17 protein-coding genes are annotated in these 20,439 nt (G+C 63.6%); 12 read left to right on the top strand and 5 right to left on the bottom strand.

Annotated elements, in window-relative coordinates; all coding sequences use genetic code 11:
* The first annotated feature begins 45 nt into the window (after positions 1-45).
* The 5 genes from chrA to C8C89_RS10160 all read left to right on the top strand — a co-directional run bounded on the left by chrA (position 46) and on the right by C8C89_RS10160 (position 6,451).
* Positions 46-1,386, top strand: a complete 1,341-nt coding sequence (gene chrA / locus C8C89_RS10180) for a chromate efflux transporter (RefSeq protein ID WP_133989761.1) — start codon at positions 46-48, stop codon at positions 1,384-1,386.
* A 29-nt stretch (positions 1,387-1,415) separates the two neighbouring features.
* A complete protein-coding gene (gene moaA / locus C8C89_RS10175) occupies positions 1,416-2,537 on the top strand; it encodes a GTP 3',8-cyclase MoaA (protein WP_133989758.1) in 1,122 nt (373 codons plus the stop codon).
* 62 nt (positions 2,538-2,599) lie between these two features.
* The gene (gene glp, locus C8C89_RS10170) at positions 2,600-4,447 is read left to right on the top strand and encodes a gephyrin-like molybdotransferase Glp (protein ID WP_243857961.1); all 1,848 of its coding nucleotides are present in this window, start codon (positions 2,600-2,602) and stop codon (positions 4,445-4,447) included.
* 343 nt (positions 4,448-4,790) lie between these two features.
* Positions 4,791-5,630 (top strand): MHFG family PEP-CTERM protein, encoded by an 840-nt coding sequence (locus C8C89_RS10165; RefSeq protein WP_133989752.1) that lies wholly within the window; start codon positions 4,791-4,793, stop codon positions 5,628-5,630.
* A gap of 50 nt (positions 5,631-5,680) precedes the next feature.
* Positions 5,681-6,451 carry a hypothetical protein gene (locus C8C89_RS10160; protein WP_133989749.1) on the top strand — a complete coding sequence of 257 codons (771 nt, stop codon included), beginning with the start codon at positions 5,681-5,683 and terminating at the stop codon, positions 6,449-6,451.
* Positions 6,452-6,478: 27 nt separating this feature from the next.
* Here the strand turns inward: C8C89_RS10160 and rmuC are convergent, their stop codons facing one another.
* The gene (gene rmuC, locus C8C89_RS10155; RefSeq protein ID WP_133989745.1) at positions 6,479-7,864 is read right to left on the bottom strand and encodes a DNA recombination protein RmuC; all 1,386 of its coding nucleotides are present in this window, start codon (positions 7,862-7,864) and stop codon (positions 6,479-6,481) included.
* 4 nt (positions 7,865-7,868) lie between these two features.
* Complete coding sequence (locus C8C89_RS10150) at positions 7,869-8,264, bottom strand: group II truncated hemoglobin (RefSeq protein WP_101484691.1); 396 nt, start codon at positions 8,262-8,264, stop codon at positions 7,869-7,871.
* A 132-nt stretch (positions 8,265-8,396) separates the two neighbouring features.
* On the opposite strand from C8C89_RS10150, the gene C8C89_RS10145 reads away from it, so the two are divergent.
* From C8C89_RS10145 to C8C89_RS10135, 3 genes are read left to right on the top strand one after another with little or no spacing between them, the layout of a single operon-like run.
* Positions 8,397-9,656 (top strand): MFS transporter, encoded by a 1,260-nt coding sequence (locus tag C8C89_RS10145; RefSeq protein ID WP_133989741.1) that lies wholly within the window; start codon positions 8,397-8,399, stop codon positions 9,654-9,656.
* A gap of 23 nt (positions 9,657-9,679) precedes the next feature.
* Positions 9,680-10,027, top strand: coding sequence for a GIY-YIG nuclease family protein (locus C8C89_RS10140; protein WP_133989736.1), 348 nt, complete (start codon positions 9,680-9,682; stop codon positions 10,025-10,027).
* A gap of 57 nt (positions 10,028-10,084) precedes the next feature.
* A complete protein-coding gene (locus C8C89_RS10135) occupies positions 10,085-10,534 on the top strand; it encodes a MarR family transcriptional regulator (protein WP_347876586.1) in 450 nt (149 codons plus the stop codon).
* 37 nt (positions 10,535-10,571) lie between these two features.
* Here C8C89_RS10135 and cqsA read toward each other — a convergent pair whose 3' ends face one another.
* Entirely contained in the window at positions 10,572-11,819 is a 1,248-nt protein-coding gene (gene cqsA, locus C8C89_RS10130) for an alpha-hydroxyketone-type quorum-sensing autoinducer synthase (protein WP_133989728.1), read from the bottom strand.
* Positions 11,820-11,971: 152 nt separating this feature from the next.
* Between cqsA and C8C89_RS10125 the strand changes: the two genes are divergently transcribed.
* Together C8C89_RS10125 and C8C89_RS10120 are read left to right on the top strand one after the other, a co-directional pair.
* On the top strand, positions 11,972-13,306 hold the full coding sequence (locus C8C89_RS10125; RefSeq protein ID WP_133989726.1) for a HAMP domain-containing sensor histidine kinase: 1,335 nt from the start codon (positions 11,972-11,974) through the stop codon (positions 13,304-13,306).
* The gene (locus C8C89_RS10120) at positions 13,273-14,280 is read left to right on the top strand and encodes a response regulator (protein WP_133989724.1); all 1,008 of its coding nucleotides are present in this window, start codon (positions 13,273-13,275) and stop codon (positions 14,278-14,280) included. Before C8C89_RS10125 ends, C8C89_RS10120 begins: the two co-directional genes overlap by 34 nt.
* On the opposite strand, the gene C8C89_RS10115 is transcribed toward C8C89_RS10120, so the two are convergent.
* Entirely contained in the window at positions 14,277-16,808 is a 2,532-nt protein-coding gene (locus C8C89_RS10115) for an FtsX-like permease family protein (protein WP_133989721.1), read from the bottom strand. The genes C8C89_RS10120 and C8C89_RS10115 overlap by 4 nt on opposite strands.
* A gap of 36 nt (positions 16,809-16,844) precedes the next feature.
* Positions 16,845-17,876, bottom strand: coding sequence for an adenosine deaminase (locus C8C89_RS10110; RefSeq protein ID WP_133989717.1), 1,032 nt, complete (start codon positions 17,874-17,876; stop codon positions 16,845-16,847).
* On the opposite strand from C8C89_RS10110, the gene C8C89_RS10105 reads away from it, so the two are divergent.
* Complete coding sequence (locus C8C89_RS10105; protein ID WP_133989714.1) at positions 17,875-18,120, top strand: hypothetical protein; 246 nt, start codon at positions 17,875-17,877, stop codon at positions 18,118-18,120. The genes C8C89_RS10110 and C8C89_RS10105 overlap by 2 nt on opposite strands.
* Before the next feature lie 328 nt (positions 18,121-18,448).
* Positions 18,449-20,371 (top strand): PrkA family serine protein kinase, encoded by a 1,923-nt coding sequence (locus tag C8C89_RS10100; protein ID WP_101482438.1) that lies wholly within the window; start codon positions 18,449-18,451, stop codon positions 20,369-20,371.
* The last annotated feature ends 68 nt before the right edge of the window (positions 20,372-20,439 follow it).

The following is a 20,439-nucleotide window of genomic DNA, read 5'->3' as shown; positions in this document are numbered from 1 at the left end:
AGGCTTCCCCTTTTTTACGTCCACTACCTTTGCCAGCCAGCCGCCATGCACGAGAACACCCATCTTGCCCGTCCCGATCCCGTCAGCCTGCGCAGCGCCTTCTGGTACTGGCTCAAGCTGGGCTGCGTCAGCTTTGGCGGCCCGGCTGGGCAAATCGCCATGATGCATGCGGAACTGGTGGAAAAGCGGCGCTGGATTTCCGAGCAGCGTTTCCTGCACGCCCTCAATTACTGCATGCTGCTGCCCGGGCCGGAAGCGACCCAGCTGGCCATCTACATCGGCTGGCTGATGCACCGCACGCGCGGTGCGCTGGTGGCTGGCCTGCTATTCCTGCTGCCCTCGCTGCTGCTGCTGATCGTCCTGTCCTGGCTCTACATGGCGTATGGCCACGTGGGCGCCATCGCCGGCGTCCTGTACGGCATCAAGCCGGCCGTCGTCGCCATCGTGCTGGCGGCGGCCTGGCGCCTGGGCCGGCGCACCTTGCGCAGCCCCGGCCTGATCGCCATTGCGGCGGCTGCATTTGTCGCCATCGCCGTGCTACGGCTGCCATTTCCGCTGATCGTGCTCACCGCAGCCCTGCTGGGCATGGCTGGCGGTCGCTGGCTGCCGACCCACTTCCAGCTTGGCGCCACCTCGCATGGCGGCGCGGCCGGCTTTGGCCCCGCCCTGATCGATGACGACACGCCCACGCCGCTGCACGCGCGTTTCGGATGGCCGCGTCTGCTGGCCACTTGCGCGCTGGGCCTGGCGCTGGCTTTCATCACCTGGCTGGGCCTGGCGCTGGCGGGCGGGATGGATCAGCCACTGGCGCAGATGGGCATATTTTTCAGCAAGGCGGCCCTGCTCACGTTCGGCGGCGCGTATGCCGTGCTGCCCTACCTGGTGCAGGGCGCCGTCGACCACTACCACTGGATCAGCAGCGCGCAGATGATGGATGGCCTGGCGCTGGGCGAAACCACGCCCGGCCCCCTGATCATGATCGTCGCCTTCATCGGCTTCGTGGGTGGCTGGAGCCATGCCGTGGCGGGTGAACACCTGTGGCTGGCAGGCGTGTGCGGCGCGCTCGTCGCCAGCTGGTTCACCTTCCTGCCCTCGTTCATCTTCATCCTGGGCGGCGCGCCGCTGGTGGAAGCTTCGCGCGGCAATTTGCGCCTGAGTGCGCCCCTGACGGCCATCTCGGCGGCCGTAGTGGGCGTGATCGCCAGCCTGGCCCTGTTCTTTGGCCGGCATGTCTTCTGGCAAGCAAACCCGCTGCCGCACTGGGACTGGCTGGCGATCGCCATCGCGCTGGCGGCCGGCGTGGCGCTGATCAAGTTTCAAATGGGAACCATCAAATTGCTGCTCGCCTGTGCCATCTTCGGCCTCGTGCTATCGTATCTGCCTTGAACGACTTTACGTAAGTGGCACCACCTTTTATGGCTGACAAGATTATCTACCTCGCCGAAGCCCGCAATGGGGCACCGGCGATCCCCGCGCGGCTGGAAAGTCCCAGCGGCAACGTGGCCGACAGCCTGGGCCGGCCCCTGCACGACCTGCGCATCTCGATTACCGACCGCTGTAATTTCCGTTGCGTGTACTGCATGCCGAAGGACGTGTTCGACAAGAACCACGTGTATCTGCCGCACACGGATTTGCTGTCGTTCGAGGAAATCACGCGCATCGCGCGCCTGTTCGTGGCGCATGGTGTAGAAAAGATCCGCCTGACGGGCGGCGAGCCGCTGCTGCGCAAAAATATCGAGAAGCTCATCGCCATGCTGGCCGAACTGCGCACGCCGTCGGGCCAGCCGCTGGACCTGACCCTGACGACCAACGGTTCCTTGCTGGCCAAAAAGGCGCAAGCGCTCAAGGATGCAGGCCTGAACCGGGTCACCGTGTCGCTCGATTCGCTCGACGACGCCACCTTCAAGCGCATGAACGATGTCGATTTCGCCGTGGCCGACGTGCTGCACGGCATAGCCGCCGCGCATGCGGCGGGCCTGGGCCCCATCAAGATCAACATGGTCGTCAAGGCTGGCATGAACGAGCAGGAAATCGTGCCCATGGCGCGCCACTTCAAGGGCACGCCCTACATCTTGCGCTTCATCGAATACATGGACGTGGGCGCATCGAACGGCTGGAACTTGCAGGAAGTCATCCCTTCGGCCGAAGTCGTGCGGCGCATAGCCTCGCACATGCCCCTGCTGCCAATCAACCCCAACTACACGGGCGAGACGGCGGCGCGCTGGCGCTACGCCGATGGCAGCGGCGAAATCGGCCTCATTTCCAGCGTCACGCAAGCATTCTGCGCCGACTGCAGCCGCGCCCGCCTCTCGACCGAGGGCAAGCTGTACACCTGTCTGTTCGCCAGCAGCGGCCACGATTTGCGCAGCCTGCTGCGCGGCGGCCACAGCGACGCGGAAATTTCCTCGGCCGTGGCGCAACTATGGCGCGGCCGCGGCGACCGCTATTCGCAATTGCGCACCAGCCAGACGGATTTGACGGGCGGTGCGCTTGAGCAGGGTAAAAAGAAAGTGGAAATGTCGTATATCGGCGGCTGAATCGGGCGTGGTGCAGGCCCGCCGCTGCTACCATGGCGCATGCATCCATTTCACTACCTGACATGATCAACAAACACGACATTACCGGCCTGGTCCTGGCCGGCGGCCTCGGCACGCGCATGGGCCAGCGCGACAAAGGCATGCAGCCCCTGCATGGCCAGCCTCTGGCCCGCCACGTTCTGCAGCGCCTGGCGCCGCAAGTGGGCCAACTGGCCATCAGTGTCCACGCCGATGCCGGCGACTACGCGCGCTTCGGCTTGCCCGTGTGGCCGGATGCGCTGCCGGGACAGCTGGGCCCGCTGGCCGGCTTGCATAGCGGCATGCAGCATGCCAGCACGCCGTACCTGCTCTGCGTACCGTGCGACTCGCCCCTGCTGCCGGCCGACCTGGCAGCGCGCCTGGCGGCCGCCTTGGTCCAAAACAATGCCGACCTGGCCATCGCCGTCACAGAAGAGATCGATCCGGCGACGGGATCGGCAGTGCGCCGCCCCCATCCCGTCTTCTGTCTCGTCAAGACTTCGGCCCTGCCCCAGCTGGACGCCTACCTGGCCACCGGCGAACGCCGCATGCGCACCTGGCACGGCCCCTTGAAACTGGCCGAGGTGCTCTTCGAGAACCATGGCGCGTTCGGCAACATCAATACCCCAGACGAGCTCGCCGCCCTGCAGGCGCAGGGACTGTCCGTGCCGATGGCGCAAGCCATCCTGGCCGACACCGTCGCCCCCGTCGCCGAGATCGAAACATTGCCGCTGCCGCAAGCGTTCGAGCGCATTTTGGCGGCCGACATCATCTCGCCCATCAGTGTGCCCGCGCACGACAATTCCGCCATGGATGGCTATGCGCTGCATGGGGCCGACCTCGGTGGGAGCGTTCCGCTGACCCTGGCCGTGGTCGACACCATCCTGGCGGGCCGTCCCGGCACGGTCAACGTCGGGCGCGGGCAATGCGCTCGCATCATGACGGGCGCCGTCATGCCGGACGGCTGCGACAGCGTGGTGCCGCAGGAACTGGTGCAGCAGGCCAGCGCAAGCAGCATTACGCTGGCACCGGACTGCATCCGCCCCGGCGACAACCGCCGGTTCAAGGGCGAAGACTTGATGCAAGGCCAGCCTGCGCTGCTGCAGGGCAAGATACTCGGACCGGCCGAACTGGGTCTGCTGGCCTCGCTGGGCATCCCCACGGTGCCCGTGCGCCGGCGCCTGCGCGTGGCTTTCTTTTCCACGGGCGACGAATTGCGCTCGATCGGCGAGCCACTCGACGCGGGCTGCATCTACGACAGCAACCGCTACACCCTGCTGGGCATGCTCACCCGCCTTGGTTGCGAGGTGCTCGACATGGGCATCGTCAAGGATGCGCCGCAAGCGCTGGAAGCGGCCCTGCGCGGCGCCTGCGCCTCGGCCGACGTCATCATCACCTCTGGCGGCGTGTCCAGCGGCGCAGCCGATTTCACGCGCGACATCCTGGCGCGACTCGGTGACGTGGCCTTCTGGCAAATCAATATGCGCCCCGGCCGTCCCATGGCCTTTGGCCGGATTGCCAGCGAGGGCGACACGGCCTTGCTGCTGGGCTTGCCCGGCAACCCGGTGGCCGTGATGGCGGCGTTTTACTTCCTCGCGCGCCCCACCTTGCTGCGCCTGATGGGCGCCGATGCTGACACTGCCACCCTGCCCCTGCTGCAGGTGGCGGCGCAGGCACCCATCCGCAAGAAACGGGGACGCACGGAGTACCAGCGCGGCATCGTCGAACGGGCCGCGGATGGCCGCCAGCACGTGCGCGTGACGGGTGCGCAAGGCTCCGGCATCCTGCGCTCGATGACGCAAGCCAATTGCATGATCGTGCTGCATGAGGGGCAAGGCCACGTGGCGGCCGGCGATCTCGTCGATATCGTGCTGTTCCATGGACTGACCTGATGCTGCACCACCGGCCAGGCTGACGCGCTGGCCGGGGCGCATACAAAGCGCCACCACCTGCTTCCCCTTCCTCTTCACGACGGCCCGCCCTGCGCGGGCCGTTCGCATTGCCCCTTCCAATCAATTTTCGTCTACGGCAACTGTCAGCCCATCAAGATAAAAATCTTGATTACCTCCCTAAAAAATATAAATAAACACAACAAAATTGTAATAATTTTATTTATTTGTTGATATCAGAGTTTCTTCGGTGATAACATTCGAACTCGCATAAAATTCAATTTTGATATTTTTTTTCACCGGGATACTAATAATGAGACACCGCTCATGGATCGCAGGCGCCAGCATGCTGGGGGCCGCAAGCCTGCTTGGCATGCTGTCACTGGCACCGCTGCCCGCCTATGCCAAAGGGGCCCCACGGGCCGATGTGCTGGAGCATTGCAGCTGGAACCGTCCCGGCGCCGACCCGTTCATGGGCGATGTCGTGGCAGCCGTGGACAGATACCCGGACATCGCGCCGCAGGTGCGCGAACAATTGAAGGCGCGCATGCGCGCGCGCCAGTACGATGAAATCGTCGTGATCAGCCGCGACGCGATCCGCGGCAAGGGCAATTACGATGCACGCATCAGCGACATGCATTTCGGGCCGGGCCGCGTGTGCCGCAATGTCACGCGTGCAGGTTGGAGCGAGCAGATGCAGGAAAGGGGGCTCGTGTACTGCGTGCAGGGCGCATGCATCCTGGTGCCCACCGTGTGCCGCAATGTCAGCCGCATCACGCAGGTGGCGGCGGCCGGGCCGCGCGGCGCAGGAGCGGCGCCAGCTGTGGCAGCCGCACCTGCGGCGGCGCCATACGCTCCCGTCATCGACAATCCCGGCACCGCGCATGGCGGTTCGCTCACAGGTTCGGCGCCGCCGGCCGTGCTGGCCAGCCTGCCCGTACAGGCCTTCGATGTCGTACACAGCAGCAACACGGTGTGGCCATCGGGCATAGGCGATGGGCGCAACGGCGGCGGACCGCCACCACGCGGCAGCAGCATCATCGAGTCGCTTGTGCCGCCACCCGACCTGTCCGTCCTGCCGGCCGTGCCGGAACCGCACACCTGGGCCATGCTGCTGGCGGGACTGGCGCTACTGGTCTGCGGCGCCAGAAAAACCGTGCCCGCAAGCATGGCGCCTGAGGCGTAGCCACCCGCGTGCGGACTTGCTACTATGGTGCATTCCAGACAAGGACCGCCATGCCCGCCATCGATAACCGTTTGACACGCATGTCTGCGCTGCGCAGGGAAGGCCGGCATGCGGAAGCGCTGCCGCTGTTGCAGCAACTGTTCGCCGATGCCGGGCAGGCAATGAAGCCGGCAAGGTCTACCCATTTCATCATCATGCTGGAGTGGAAGTTTTTGGCCGATGCCTACGCGCCGGCGCGTGCCGCACTGCAGGCTGAACGTGATGGACAAATACGGCTGCTACTGGCAGGCGAGCATGCGTTCGTACGCCACGACAGCGGCAGGCCGCAGGCCGGGGACATGTCGCGCTTCTCGCTCATTGTCGAGATGAACGACACCTTGGGCGATGCCCGTTCCACCGCCGACCTGTTCGCCCAGTTGGACAGCAGCGCCCCCGAACTGGCGCGCCAGTACGCTTGGCAAGCCCTGCCAGCCATCGTCGAGGCGGGTAATTTCGCGCTGGCGGACCGCTATCGCCGCGCCCCGCTGGAACACCTCGAAACGGTCAATGCCCTGGCCGCCAGCCAGCCCCTGTTTCCTGCGCCGGGCATGGCACCGCGTCTGGCGACGGAGTTGATGAATCTGGTGAAAGACGTGCGGATCGCCGCTGCCGTACTGCGCGGCCAGGGACAAGCCACCGAAGCCGACGCGCTGTACGCCGCCTTGCTGGCCGGCCTGGCAGATGACGCCATGCGCGCACTGGCGCTGCGCGAGCTCGATGCGCCAGGCAGCATCACCGCTGACATCGTCAAGCGCCAGATGGAGCAGGAACAGCTAAGCTAGCCGGCAGTGACGGCAAACAAGGCGGCCCTAGTCGCCGTCCGCCTCGGCGGACGATCCCGCGTCCGCTGCCCCCAGCAGCAAGGCGGCCGCCTCGCCCGGCAAGGCTTCCACGGATTTCAGCTTGCGCGCCATCTGCCGGCTGCGCACTTCCGCGCTTTCGATATTCTTTGCCGCTTTTTCCAGGGTCAGCCGGGTTTGCGACAGCACGTCGCCAAATTTGCCGAATTCCGTCTTGACGGCGCCCAGCACCTGCCACACTTCCGACGAGCGCTTTTCCAGCGCCAGGGTGCGGAACCCCATCTGCAGGCTGTTGAGCAAGGCCGTCAGGGTGGATGGACCGGCGATGCTGACGCGGTGCACGCGCTGCAATTCGTCGGCCAGGCCCGGCCGGCGCAGCACTTCCGCATACAAGCCTTCCGTGGGCAGGAACAAAATGGCGAAATCCGTGGTCTGCGGCGGCGCCAGGTATTTCTCGGCAATGGTTTTCGCCTCGCCCCGCACGGCCCGCTCCAGCTCGCGGCCGGCCAAGGCCACGCCGTCGGCATCGGCCCGCTCGGCCGCTTCGACCAGGCGCTCGTATTGTTCTTTCGGAAATTTCGCATCGATAGGCATCCACACGGGCGGCCCGCCGTCGCTCATGCCCGGCAACTTCAGGGCGAATTCCACGCGTGCGCCGCTGCCCGGCACCGTTTCCACGTTCTTTGCATACTGGTCGACAGTGAGTACCTGCTCCAGCAGCATTTCCAGCTGCACTTCACCCCAGGTTCCACGTGTCTTGACGTTGGTGAGCACTCGCTTCAGGTCGCCCACGCCCAGCGCCAGCTGCTGCATTTCGCCCAGGCCCTGGTGGACTTTTTCCAGCCGCTCCGACACTTGCTGGAACGAGGCGGAAAGCCGCGTTTCCAGGGTAGCGTGCAGTTTTTCATCGACCGTCTTGCGCATCTCTTCCAGGCGCGCGCCGTTGTCGGCCTGCAAATCGCGGATCTTGGTCTCCAGCGTGGCGCGCACTTCCAGCATGCGCTGCGCATTCGATTCCGTCAGCTGGGACAGGGTCTGGTTCGTGCTGTCGGCAAAGCGCGCCAGGCTTTGCGCCTGCTCTTCGCGCCCGACTTTCCCCTGCGCCTGCATCTGCGTGCGCAGGCTGTCGAGCTGTTGCAATGTCGCTGCCTGGAATTGCGCCAGGCCGGCGGCCAGGTCCTGCCGCGTGGCTTGCGCCGACGCCTGCAACTGTAGCCGCACTTCCCGTTCGACGCGGTCGATGCGTTCTAGGCTTTGCTGCTGGTGCTGCTGCACCAGCGCCAGCGTGGTGGCGCCATCGCCGGCAGCGCCACGCGGACGCACCAGGATCAGGATCAATAGGACGATGGCGACGGCAGCGGCGCCCAGCAGGCTATAAAACTCGATTGGGCTCATGGGATCAGTCAGGTTTGTTGCGCATCCAGTCGGCTGTCTGATAGAACGACTCCATCAGGCGCACGCGCAGGGACTCTTCGATGCCCGTGTCTTCCATGGCCCAGGCCATGGCGCGCAGCCACTGGTCGCGCTCGCTGGTGCCGATGGCGTAGGGCAAGTGGCGAGCGCGCAGGCGCGGGTGGCCGAATTTCTCGATATACAGGTCCGGGCCGCCCATCCAGCCCGTCAGGAAGAAATACAGCTTGTCGCGCGAGCCGTCCGTCGAGGGAGGATGCATGACGCGGATGCCGGCAAACTCGGCTTCCAGTTCCATCAAGTCGTAAAAACGGTCGACCATTTCACGCAGCACGGTGGCGCCGCCGATGGTCTCGTACAGGGTAGGGGCAGTGGTATCAGTCATGGCCGCCATGATAGCGCAAGCGTCGGCGGCCCACGCAGCCCCCGCTGCCAATGCCACAATAAATGGCAATATACTTGACTACTCAAGCTTATCTCAACTACTATGCCAATTTTAAACACGGACAATACGACCATGCCAACCACGACAGAGACTCCTTTGCTGCGCAATAGCAACTTCCGCTGGCTGCTGGGCGGCGGCCTGGTCTCCATGCTGGGCGACCAGTTCAGCATGCTGGCCCTGCCCTGGCTGGTGCTGAGCCTGACCGGCGATAGCCTCAGCCTGGGCATCGCCGTGGCCCTGATGGGTGCCCCGCGCGCCGTGTTCATTTTGTTGGGCGGCACCATCGCCGACCGCTATTCACCCCGACGCGTAATGCTGCTGAGCAAATATGCGAACGCCGCCATCCTGCTGTTGCTGGCAGCACTGCTGTTGCTTGACCACGCCAGCCTGGCGCTGGCGTATGCGGCCGCGTTGGCGCTGGGCATCGCGTCCGCTTTCGGCATCCCGGCCGGCACGGCCATTCTGCCGCAGGCTGTGCCGCTGCAATCGTTGCAAAAAGCCAATGGCTTGCAAATGGGTGCGCGCCAATTGTCCTTGCTGGCCGGCCCCCTGCTGGCGGCGCTGGTCCTCAGCGCTCACGATGGCGCGCAGCAAACCGGCATGGCGGCGCTGGCCGCCGCCTTTGCCATCGATGCGTTGACGTTTCTGTTCTCCGCCTGGACCTTGCGGCAAGTCAGCCTGCGGCCACTGGCAGCGGCCGGCGGGGCACAGGGCATCTGGCGCGACACGGCGTCGGGCCTGGCCATGGTGTGGCGCGACATGCCCTTGCGCAGCTGCTATGCCTACTGGGCGGTGGTGGCGTTCTTCGTCATGGGACCGCTGCAGGTGGCCTTGCCCGTGCTGGCCAGCGAACGCCTGCACGGTGCCGCAGCGCTGGGCCTGCTCATGGGCGCGCACGGCGCCGGCACACTGGCCGGCATGCTGGCATCAAGCCTGGGCGGCGCCTGGCTGCAGCGGCGTTTCGGCGTCACCTTGCTGCTCCTCGACGCCATCGTGGGCTGCCTGTTGATGGCGCTGGGACAAATCAGCACAGCCTGGCAAGGCGCAGCCTTGTTGGCCGTCACAGGCATGCTGGGCGGCTACTTGCAGGTCGCCATCTTTACGTGGATACAACGGCGCGTGGCGCCCGCCATGTTGGGCCGGGCCATGGCCCTGTTCATGGGCATCTTCCTGGGCCTGGCTCCTCTGTCCGCAGCGGCCACGGGGGCGCTGCTACGCCACCTGAGCGTGGGTGAGCTGTTCTACGGCGGCGGCACCCTGCTGCTGGCGGCAGCCGTGGTAGCTGCACTTTTCAGCGCCATCCCGCGCATCGTCGGGCCAGAAACGATTTGAACAAACGATAGGAGAAATACAATATGGACAAGACACGACAGGCAACATTGAAAGCCCACTACCGGCAACAGCCGCCGCCGCTGGGCATCATCGCCCTGCGGCACCTGCCCAGCGGACGGACCTTGCTCGAATGCAGCCGTAACGCGCCCGGCTCGCTGAACCGGCACCGTTTCGAGCTGAATCTGGGCAAGCACCGCAATGCCGCGCTGCAGGCGGATTGGCGGCGCGACGGCGCGGCGGCCTTTTCCTGCGAAATCATCGACACCGTCACGCCGTCCGACGACCCCGCCTTCGATGCGGACGCCGAACTGGACGCCCTGCTGGCACTGCACCGTGTACTGTGGCAGGAACAGGGGCAGCCACTGTATTGAGCACGATTGCTTTACACTTGCGCACTCAAGCACTTCGCAGCGAATACAATGGCAGCCATGAACGATCACACTCCCCCGTCGCCGGACAGCGATGGTGCGCTGGACTTTTGCCTGCGCCTGGCGCGCGCCCAGGCACTCATCGTGCGCCGCTTCGACAGCGCCCTGGGCAATTTGCATGGCCTGAGCTTCAGCGACTATCAATTGCTGTATCAGCTGCAGCGCGCACCCGGTGCGCGCCTGCGCCGCATCGACTTGGCCGAACGCCTGGCGCTGACGGCCTCGGGCGTCACGCGCTCCCTGATGCCGCTGGAAAAAATCGGCCTGGTAGCACGCCAGGCGGACCAGCGCGACGCGCGCGTCGGCTATGCCGTGCTGACTGCCACCGGCCAGCAATTGCTGGACCATGCCAGCGCCACCGCGCATGCGGTGGGCCGCGAATTGCTGCAGGACGCACCGGCAGAGCAGCTGGGAGCGCTGTCCGCCGTCCTGGGCAGACTGGCCGGCTGACGCTGCCCAACGGCTGGCGCCGGCCCGCGTACCAGCCCTACACCAGCGCCAGCTTGCGCAGGCGCCGCGTTGACGGCCAGTGTTCCACACCTGCTTCCGCGCGAACCGCCGCGCAAGCGGCCAGCAGCCGGGCGATGCCCGTCTCGTCGAGTCCCGCGTTGAGGGTCAGGCGCACGAGGGCGCGGTTCTTCGCCGTCGCCGGGGCACAAAACATGGCGCCATAAATGCCGTGCCGTTCCAGCGCCTGGCGCAGCGCCAGGGTGGCAGGTTCGCCGCCCGCTTCCAGCGCCACGATCTGTTCCGTGCCATCGCTGACGTTATAGCCGAGCGCGCTCAATCCCTCGCGCACCTGCACCGTGTGGCGCCGCAAAATGGCGCGGCGCGCGTCGGCGGCCATGATGAAGTCGAGCGCCGCGTCCAGCCAGGCCAGCTCGTGGGCCAGCAGGCAGGAGCTGAAGATGGCGGGACGTGATTCGGACAAAAAATACCCCTTGAAGCGGCTGGAACAGCTGATGAAACCGGCCCGGCCCGCAAACGCCTTGGCCAGCGACGCCGTGCGGAAATGCACGCGGTGGCCCAGTCCCCAGGCTTCCACCAGGCCCGCGCCCTGCGGGCCATGCGTGCCCAGCGAGTGCGACTCGTCGACCACCACCACGCAATCGCTGCGCTCGGCGATATCGAGCAGTTCCAGCAGCGGCGCCAGGCTGCCGTTGGTACTGTAGAGGGCGTCGACGACAATCACGCCGCGGCCCTGCTTTTCCACTTGCCGCCGCAGGTGCGCCATGTCGTTGTGCAGGAAGGCGACGGCCTGCGCCTGCGCCGACAGCACCCCTTCCCACAGCGAGGCGTGGGCCTGCATGTCCAGGTAGACGGGAATGCCGGGGCCGGCGATGCACTGGATCAAACCCACGTTGGCGGCCATGCCGGACTGCGCCAGGATGCCATCTTCGCAGCCCATGAAACGTGCCAAGCGGCTTTCCAGCCGATGCTGTTCGCTGCCTTCCTGCAAGTACACGGCCGACATCAGCATGCCGCCCGCGGTTGCCTGCAGGGAAGCCACCTGAGCCGCCACCAGCGCGGGTTCGGCGGCGATGGAAAGATAGTCATTACCCGCCAGAAAAATGGCATGGGCAGGTGTCGGTTGCCAGGCATGGGGATGCTGGCCGCCCAGCAGTTTTTCGATGCGCGTGATGTGATGCGCATCCATGCGCCGCGCGATGTAGTCTGGCAGGCGGTGTTCGGCGCGGCCGAAGGATGGGGTGTGCAAGCTGGTAGCGATGGTCATGAGTTTTCTCCTGGGGAAAGGTTTGTTGCAAATTAAAACCTTGACCCTGTCGCCAACCCATCCATTGACGTATATCAATGTCCGGCGAGATAACCGTTCAAGCAGGAAAATTTACGCGATGATCGTGTTCTGAAGAGGATCAGGGCAGAGTCATGACGCAGCAATGGCAAGGACGATGGACACACTGGCGCAGGCGCCTGCTCCATTCGCTGCTGCATGAGCGCGTGCCCCATGAAAACCTGGCAGGCAGAGTCGCCATGCTGGCCGCCGTGGGCACGGTGGCGATGCCGCTGTACTACCTGCTATGGCAATTTTTTTTTCCGCAGTCTTATGAAAACCTGATCCTGCGCCTGACGGGCGTGGGCATCTGCGTGGCGGGCCTGTTTGCGCGCCGCTTCTCGGCCCGCTGGCTGTCGCGCTACCTGCTGTTTGCGCTCAGCTACATCCTGCCCTTCTTCTTTACCTTCATGTTTCTGATGAATCATGCCTCGTCCATCTGGAGCCAATCGCTGCTGATCGGCCTGGTAGTGCTGTTTCATTTCGAAACGGGACTGGCTTGCCGCGCCTACCTGATCGGCACGGGCGCCGCCTGCCTGGCCGTCGTGCTGCAAGGGGAAGGCGCTTACGTGCTGCAGCGTGAAGTGCTGCAGCAATTGCCCGTGCACTGGTTCACCATCGCCGCGCTATCCGTGGTGAAAGTGGGCAGCAAAGTGCTGGAACGGGAACGGCTGGCGGGCATGTCGGCCGGGCTCGGTTCCGTGGCGCACGAACTGCGCACGCCACTGACCAGCGTGGAAGCGAATGTGCGGGGCATGCGTCGGCTGCTGCCGCAGCTGGCCGGCCAGGCGGACACCATACCGCCGCTGCAGGATGCCCTGTCGCGCATCCAGTTCGAAGTGCGCCACATGCAGCACATGATCGATTTGTTCCTGATGAGCGCCAGTGCCGTGAACCGCAACCTGCAGCCCAGCCAGTCGCTCTCGATGCTGGCGATGGTGAACGCCGTGCTCAAGCGTTACCCGTTTACCGGCAAGCTGCAGCGGGTCAGCGTCACGGTGGACGTGCGCGCCGACTTCCAGTTTGCTGGCCAGGACGAACTGTGCGTGGTGATCCTGCTGAACCTGCTGAGAAATGCGCTGAAAGCCATCCAGCGGGCCGGCAAGGGCCGCGTGCGCATCATCGTCGACGGCGCCCGCCCCACGCCCAGGCTGCTGTTCATCGACACGGGCTGCGGTATCGCGAAGAATCGCCTGCCGCTGATCTTCGAGCGTTTCTATTCCTATCCCGTGCATAACGGCAGCGGCATCGGCCTGGCACTGTGCCGGCAGATCGTCACCGCCTGGCAGGCGCACATACGCTGCGTGTCGCGCGAACATGCGTATGCGATTTTCATCCTGGAGTTTCCCCAGCCCTGCCTGCCCGCTTCCACCCCTCTTCTCCCGCAAGGTGATGCATGCAACTGCCCGTCTACACCCATCCGACCCTGACCGTATTGATCGACGACAGCGATTCCTTCCTGAAAAGCCTGGCGTTCCAGCTCGATCCCGGCTTGGCGCGCAAGACTTTCCACGACACCAGCAGCGCGCTGCACTGGCTGCGCCACAGCACGCAGCTGGGCGAGACGCCGCTGCACGTCAATTTCGACACGCAAAACCTGCCGCCCGACCAGTGCAACGTGGCGCTCGATCTCGAACGCATCTGGCGCATCAGCGGCCAGGCGCAGCGCTTTGCCGTGCCTTCCGTGCTGGTGGTCGATTATTCGATGCCGCAGATGAATGGCCTGGAATTCTGCCAGGCCGTGCGTGACTTGCCCTGCAAGAAGATTTTATTTACGGGCGCAGCCGATGAAAAAGTGGCCGTGACGGCCTTCAACCGGGGCTTGATCGACCGCTACATCAAGAAGAGCGACGACAATGCGCTCGATATCCTGGAACAGGAAGTCCATGCCCTGCAACGCGAATTCTTCCTGCAGCAATCGGACACCGTGCGCGACTTGCTATTGCTGCACGACTATCGTTTCCTGCAAGACGAAGCCCTGGCCACCGTCGTGTACGAGCTGTGCCAGCGCCAAGGCTACGTCGAGTTTTACATCTTTCCCAATCCCAGCGGCATCCTGTTCTTCACGCGCGACGGCCACGCCAAGCTGATGATCATCGAAACGGAACGCAGCCTGCACACGCAGTACGAAATGGCGCGCGACAGCGACGCACCGGCGTCCTTGCTGCTGGCCCTGCTGGAAATGCGTGTGATCCCGTACTTTTCCGACGCCGACAGCGACGGCATGTATGCGGCGCACATCGGCGAAAACTGGTTCCGCTACTGCGCCGCGCCCACCATCTGCCTGGGCCAGGTGACGTATTTCTGGGCCTTGTTCGACGTGCCGCCGCACCAGCTGGGGCAGCCGGTCATGTCCTACGCGCAATTTTTACGCGCCCAGGCGGGCGAGAGCGTGGGCGCTTAGCTTTCGCGCAGCGTTTGCAGCGGCGGATGTTTCAAGACATTGCGCAAGCCCAGCCAGCCGCCGGCGATGGCGCACAGGGCGCCGGCCAGTAAACCAAAGGCCCACACGCCCGGCGCGAAGCTCCAGGCGAACTTGAACTGGTACGTGGCCAGGGCCCAGCCCATGGCGGCCGCGCCCGTGGCCGCCAGCAAGCCGGCCAGCGCGCCCACGAGGGAAAATTCGATCAGCTGCGCCTGTGCCAGCTGGCGCCGCGTGGCGCCCAGCGCGCGCAGCAGGCCCGCTTCGCGCGTGCGCTCGTCCTGCGACCCCATCAAGGCCGCATACAACACCAGCAAGCCCGAGGCCAAAGTGAACGCGAAGAGAAATTCGACGGCCGTGACCACCTGGTCCAGCACGCCCTGTATCTGTTTCAGCACGCCGCCCACGTCGACCACCGTCAGGTTCGGGTAGTCGCGCAGCAAGGCATTGCCCAGGTCGGCCTGCGCGGGCGGCAAGTGAAATGCCGTGATCCACGTCTGCGGCGCGTCCGCCATGGCGGCCGGGTTGATAACGACAAAGAAATTGACGCGCATCGAGCCCCATTCCAGCTTGCGCAGGCTGGTGATCGCCGCTTCCACAGGCTGGCCGGCGATGTCGAAGCGCAGCTTGTCGCCCAGTTTCAGCTTCAGTGTCTTGGCGATGCCCTCTTCCACCGACGCTTCGGCCGGCGCACCGGGCGCATTGCCGAACCACTTGCCCGCCACCAGCTTGTTTTCTTCCTGCATGGTGAGCATCGTCGACAGGTTGAATTCGCGGTCAGCCAGGCCCTTGGCGCGGTCATCCTCGTAAGTTGCTTCCGTGATGGTGTTGCCATTCACGGCCACCAGGCGCCCCCGTATCATCGGATACAAAGGTGCGTTGGCCACGCCGGCCTGCGCCAGGCGCGCGGCGATCGGGTCTTTCTGTTCCGGCAGGATATTGATCATGAAGCGGTTCGGCGCGTCCGGCGGCGTAGCGTTGCGCCAGGCCACCATCAAGTCGCCGCGCACCACCGTCAGCAGCAGCAAGGCCATCAGGCCCAGTGCCAGGGACACCACCTGGATGACGGTGGCGCCCGGACGGCGCTGCAAGGACGTGACGGCAAAGCGCCAGCCTTGGTGCTTGAAGGCGCCACGCAGGCTTTTCAGCGACTTGATGCCCAGCCAGCCGGCCAGGCCGAACAGGGCGAAGCCGCCGAGGAAGCCGGCCGCCGTCAGCAGCGCCAGTTTCACGTCGCCCGCCTGCCACAAGAGCAGCACGACGAAGGCGACGATGCCCAGGCCATAGGTCGCCAGGGCCAGCGCCTGCGGCGGTTCCTGCTCACGGCGAATGACGCGGTTATGGGGAACATTGCGCAGTTGCAAAATCGGCGGCAGGGCAAAGCCCAGCAGCAACAGCATGCCGGTGGCCACGCCCTGCAATGCGGGCAGCATGGACACGGGCGGCAAGTCGCTCTGCACCAGCTTGCCCAGCAGTTCCAGCAGCACCAGATGGCCAGCGAAACCGACGGCAACGCCTATCAGGCTGCCGGCCAGGCCGACGAGCAGGAATTCGATCACGTACATGGCCGTCACCTGGTTTTGCGTCAGCCCCAGGCAGCGCAGCATGGCGCAGGCATCCAGGTGACGCAGCATGAAGCGGCGTGCCGCCATTGCCACGGCGACAGCGGCCAGCATGGCCGACAACAAGCCGACCAGCGACAGAAAACGGTCGGCCCGGTCCAGGGTCGATTGCATCTGCGGGCTGCCCGATTCCAGCGATTCGATGCGCACGCCCTTGATGGCCTGCGTCTTGATCTGGCTTTCCAGCCAGGCTTGATATTGCGCAAGCTCGGCCGCCTTGGCGGGTGGCGCCGACAGCAGCAAGCGGTACGATACGCGCGAGCCGTTCTGCACCAGCGCCGTGGCAGCCAGGTCGCTCAAGGGCAGCATCACCCGGGGGGCGAAATTGAGGAAGGAGGCACCGCGGTCCGGTTCGCTGGCGATCAGTTGCGTCACCGTAAATGCCTTGTCGCCCAGTGTCAGGGTGTCGCCCAGCCTGGCATTCAGGCTGGCCAGGATCGCCGCATCGACCCACAGGGTGCCCGGTGCCGGCACCTGGCTGGTTGGCTGGCCCACGGCATCCTGCGCCTCGCTCAGTTTGGTCGTGATTTTCAGCTTGCCCCGCTGCGGGTAGCCGGGCGAGACTGCCTTGATGGACGCCAGCTGCGACAGCGATTGCTCGCCCTCGCCCGCCTGCGCCATGCTGGGGAAGGTCACCGTATCGGCCAGGGTAAAACCGCGCTTGACGGCTTCGGCGCGCCAAACGGCATTGACGGGCTGGTCGGCGCTGATGACCAGGTCGGCCCCCAGCAGCTGGTGCGCGTCGCGGTTCAGGCCCGCGCGCAGGCGGTCGACAAAGAAGCCCACGGCCGACAGGGCCGCCACGGCCACGATCAGGGCGACGAGCAGGAAACGCAATTGCCCGGCGCGCCAGTCGCGGCCGGTCATTTTCAGGGAGAGGCGGAGCATGGGCGGCGGGTCTTTATGCGAATTGATTGTGATGCGTTATTGCGCGATGCCATGGGCGGCCGCGTGCTGCGCGAAATACGCATCGACGGTAGCGAGGAAGGCATCTTTTTGCGCCTGCGGCAGGAAGGCGGCGATGAAACCGTTGCGCGCCAGGCGCTGCGCATGGGACAGGCCCAGCGGCAAGGCATCGAAAATGGCGTCGAAGTTGTCGTTCATGTAGCCGCCGAAATAGGCGGGATCGTCCGAGTTGACCGTCACCAGCAGGCCCGCGTCGAGCAATTGCACCAGGTTATGGTCATGCATCTGGTCAAACACGCGCAGCTTGGTGTTCGACAGCGGGCAGACTGTGAGCGCAATCTGTTCGCGCGCCAGGCGGGCCGTCAGTTCCGCGTCTTCCAGGCAGCGCACGCCATGGTCGATGCGTTCAACCTGCAAATCATCGAGCGCCGTGCGGATGTAGGCTGGCGGGCCTTCTTCGCCCGCATGGGCCACCAGGTGCAGGCCCAGCTCGCGGCAACGGGCAAACACGCGCGAGAATTTCTCGGGCGGATTGCCCACTTCCGAGGAATCGAGGCCGATGCCGATGAATTTGTCGCGGTGCGGCAAGGCGTCTGTCAGGGTGTCAAATGCTTCTTCCTCGCTCAGGTGGCGCAGGAAACACAGGATCAGGGTCGCGCTGACAGGGCTGTCCTGGCAGGCGCGGTGTATGCCATTAATAACATCAGCCATCGCCACGCCGCGCGCCGTATGCGTTTGCGGGTCGAAGAAGATTTCCGTGTGCAAGACGTTATCGGCTTCGGCGCGGCGCAGGTAGGCTTGCGTCATGTCATAGAAATCCTGCTCTTTCAAGAGCACGCTTGCGCCAGCATAATAGATGTCGAGAAAAGACTGCAAATCCGTAAAGGCATAGGCGCTGCGCAAGTGTTCCACCGATTCATAGCCCAGCGGTACGCCATTGCGCTCGGCCAGTGCGAAAATCAGTTCGGGTTCCAGCGAACCTTCGATATGGATATGCAGCTCGGCCTTCGGCATGCCGCGGACGATCGCGCGCAATTGGGGGTTCATCATGGGTGTTCCTTATAGGGTGACGATAAAAGTGCTGGCACGCACACGCGCGGTGCGCAGGGCCATCAGACATGCAGGCATCTTAGCGCAAGATGGCCGGCCTCACCGGCGCCCGGCCGCCACGGCGCTGGCGGGTGCGGCGCCATGGCCCGCACCGGCACGCGCTGGCGAATTGTCGTATGATGATTTAAAAGGTACAAAAAGGCGCATTGAAATGGATCAAAAATTTGTTGATTTATTTAATTAAATCAAAAACTTACAAACAAGTATTAAGGATATGCTGACATATCTTTTGACTTCCTGATCCTTTAGAGCAATAATTAATTTCATGGGGTAAAGGTAGGTGCAACAAGCGCTATCAACAGTGAAAAAAAAGCCGGCTGGCCACGTCAGCGTACGGCATCAAGCGCCAGTTTTTTGGTCCGGGCAATCCGGACTCGCAAAGACAGCCGGGCTTGAAACAACAATAAAAATCGGTACGGGGTACAGGAAAAGTTCAGACGGCAAGCCCAGGCGAGTGCCAGGCGGGCGGCCATGGTGACTGGCAGTTCAGGTTTACATTAAAGGACATTGACATGACCATTTTTGATAACTATGCAGCACGCTACGAGCGCACCCGTGAAGAGGAAATGTCGCTCACCGAATACCTGGCCCTGTGCAAGAAGGACAAGCTGACGTATGCCAGCGCACCCGAACGCATGCTGGCCGCCATCGGCGAGCCGCAACTGGTCGACACGCGCAACGACACGCGCTTGTCGCGCATCTTCGCCAACAAGGTCATCAAGATCTATCCCGCCTTCCGCGAGTTCTACGGCACCGAGGAAGTGATCGAGCAAGTCGTCTCGTATTTCCGCCATGCAGCGCAAGGACTGGAAGAACGCAAGCAGATCCTGTATCTGCTGGGGCCTGTCGGCGGCGGCAAGTCGTCCATCGCGGAAAAACTCAAGTCGCTGATGGAACACGTGCCTTTCTATTGCCTGAAAGGCTCGCCCGTCAACGAATCGCCGCTGGGCCTGTTCAACGAGGAAGAGGACGGCACCATCCTGGAAGAGGATTACGGCATACCGCGCCGCTACCTGCGCAACATCCCCAGTCCGTGGGCCGTCAAGCGCCTGCATGAATACAATGGCGACATCAACCAGTTCCGCGTCGTCAAGCGCTATCCGTCCGTGCTGAAGCAGATCGCCATCTCGAAAACGGAGCCGGGCGACGAGAACAACCAGGATATTTCCTCGCTCGTGGGCAAGGTCGACATCCGCAAGCTGGAAGACTACGCACAAGACGATCCGGACGCCTACAGCTATTCGGGCGGCCTGTGCCTGGCCAACCAGGGCCTGATGGAATTCGTGGAAATGTTCAAGGCCCCCATCAAGGTCTTGCACCCCTTGCTGACGGCCACGCAGGAAGGCAATTACAAGGGTACGGAAGGTTTCGGCGCGATTCCGTTCGACGGCATCATCCTGGCCCACTCGAACGAGTCGGAATGGAAGACCTTTAAAAACAACCGCAACAACGAGGCCTTCCTTGACCGTATCTATATCGTCAAGGTGCCGTACTGCCTGCGCGTGACCGATGAAATCAAGATCTACGACAAGCTGGTGGCCAACTCCTCGCTGGTCAAGGCCCCGTGTGCGCCCGGCACCCTGCGCATGATGGCGCAGTTCGCCATCCTGTCGCGCCTGAAAGACCCGGAAAACTCCAGCATTTTCTCGAAGATGCTCGTCTACGATGGCGAAAACCTCAAGGATACGGACCCGAAAGCCAAGTCCATGCATGAATACGTGGATTACGCGGGCGTGGACGAGGGCATGAACGGGCTGTCGACGCGCTTTGCCTTCAAGATCCTGTCCAAAGTGTTCAACTTTGACAATTCCGAAGTGGCCGCCAATCCCGTGCACCTACTCTATGTACTGGAGCAGCAGGTCGAGCGCGAGCAGTTCGCGCCGGAACTCGAACAGCGCTACTTCTCCTATATTAAAGAGCACCTGGCGCAGCGCTATGTGGAATTCATCGGCAAGGAGATCCAGACGGCTTACCTGGAAAGCTATTCGGAATACGGTCAGAACATTTTCGACCGCTATGTGACGTTTGCCGATTTCTGGATACAGGACCAGGAATACCGCGATCCTGACACGGGCGAAAGCTTCGACCGCGAATCGCTGAACAATGAACTCGAGAAGATCGAGAAGCCGGCGGGCATTTCCAATCCGAAGGATTTCCGCAATGAAATTGTGAACTTCGGGCTGCGCGCGCGGGCGTCGAACGGCGGCAAGAATCCCGCCTGGACCAGTTATGAAAAGTTCCGCACCGTGATCGAAAAGAAAATGTTCTCGAATACGGAGGAATTGCTGCCCGTGATTTCCTTCAATGCCAAGGCCAGTGCCGACGACGCCAACAAGCACGCCGACTTCGTGGCCCGCATGGTGGAAAAAGGCTATACGGCCAAGCAGGTACGCCTGTTATGCGAATGGTACTTGCGCGTACGCAAGTCGTCATAGCGCGGACAGCAAAGGCGCGCTCCCGCCCGGTGACTGGCGGGGCGCGCAAGACGAGAGGCAAGGAGGCA

Origin of the sequence: Janthinobacterium sp. 75 (genome assembly GCF_004365495.1) — a bacterium.
Classification (GTDB): domain Bacteria; phylum Pseudomonadota; class Gammaproteobacteria; order Burkholderiales; family Burkholderiaceae_D; genus Janthinobacterium.
Note: the sequence above shows the minus strand (reverse complement) of the source record. Positions and strands in the feature narration are given on the sequence as shown.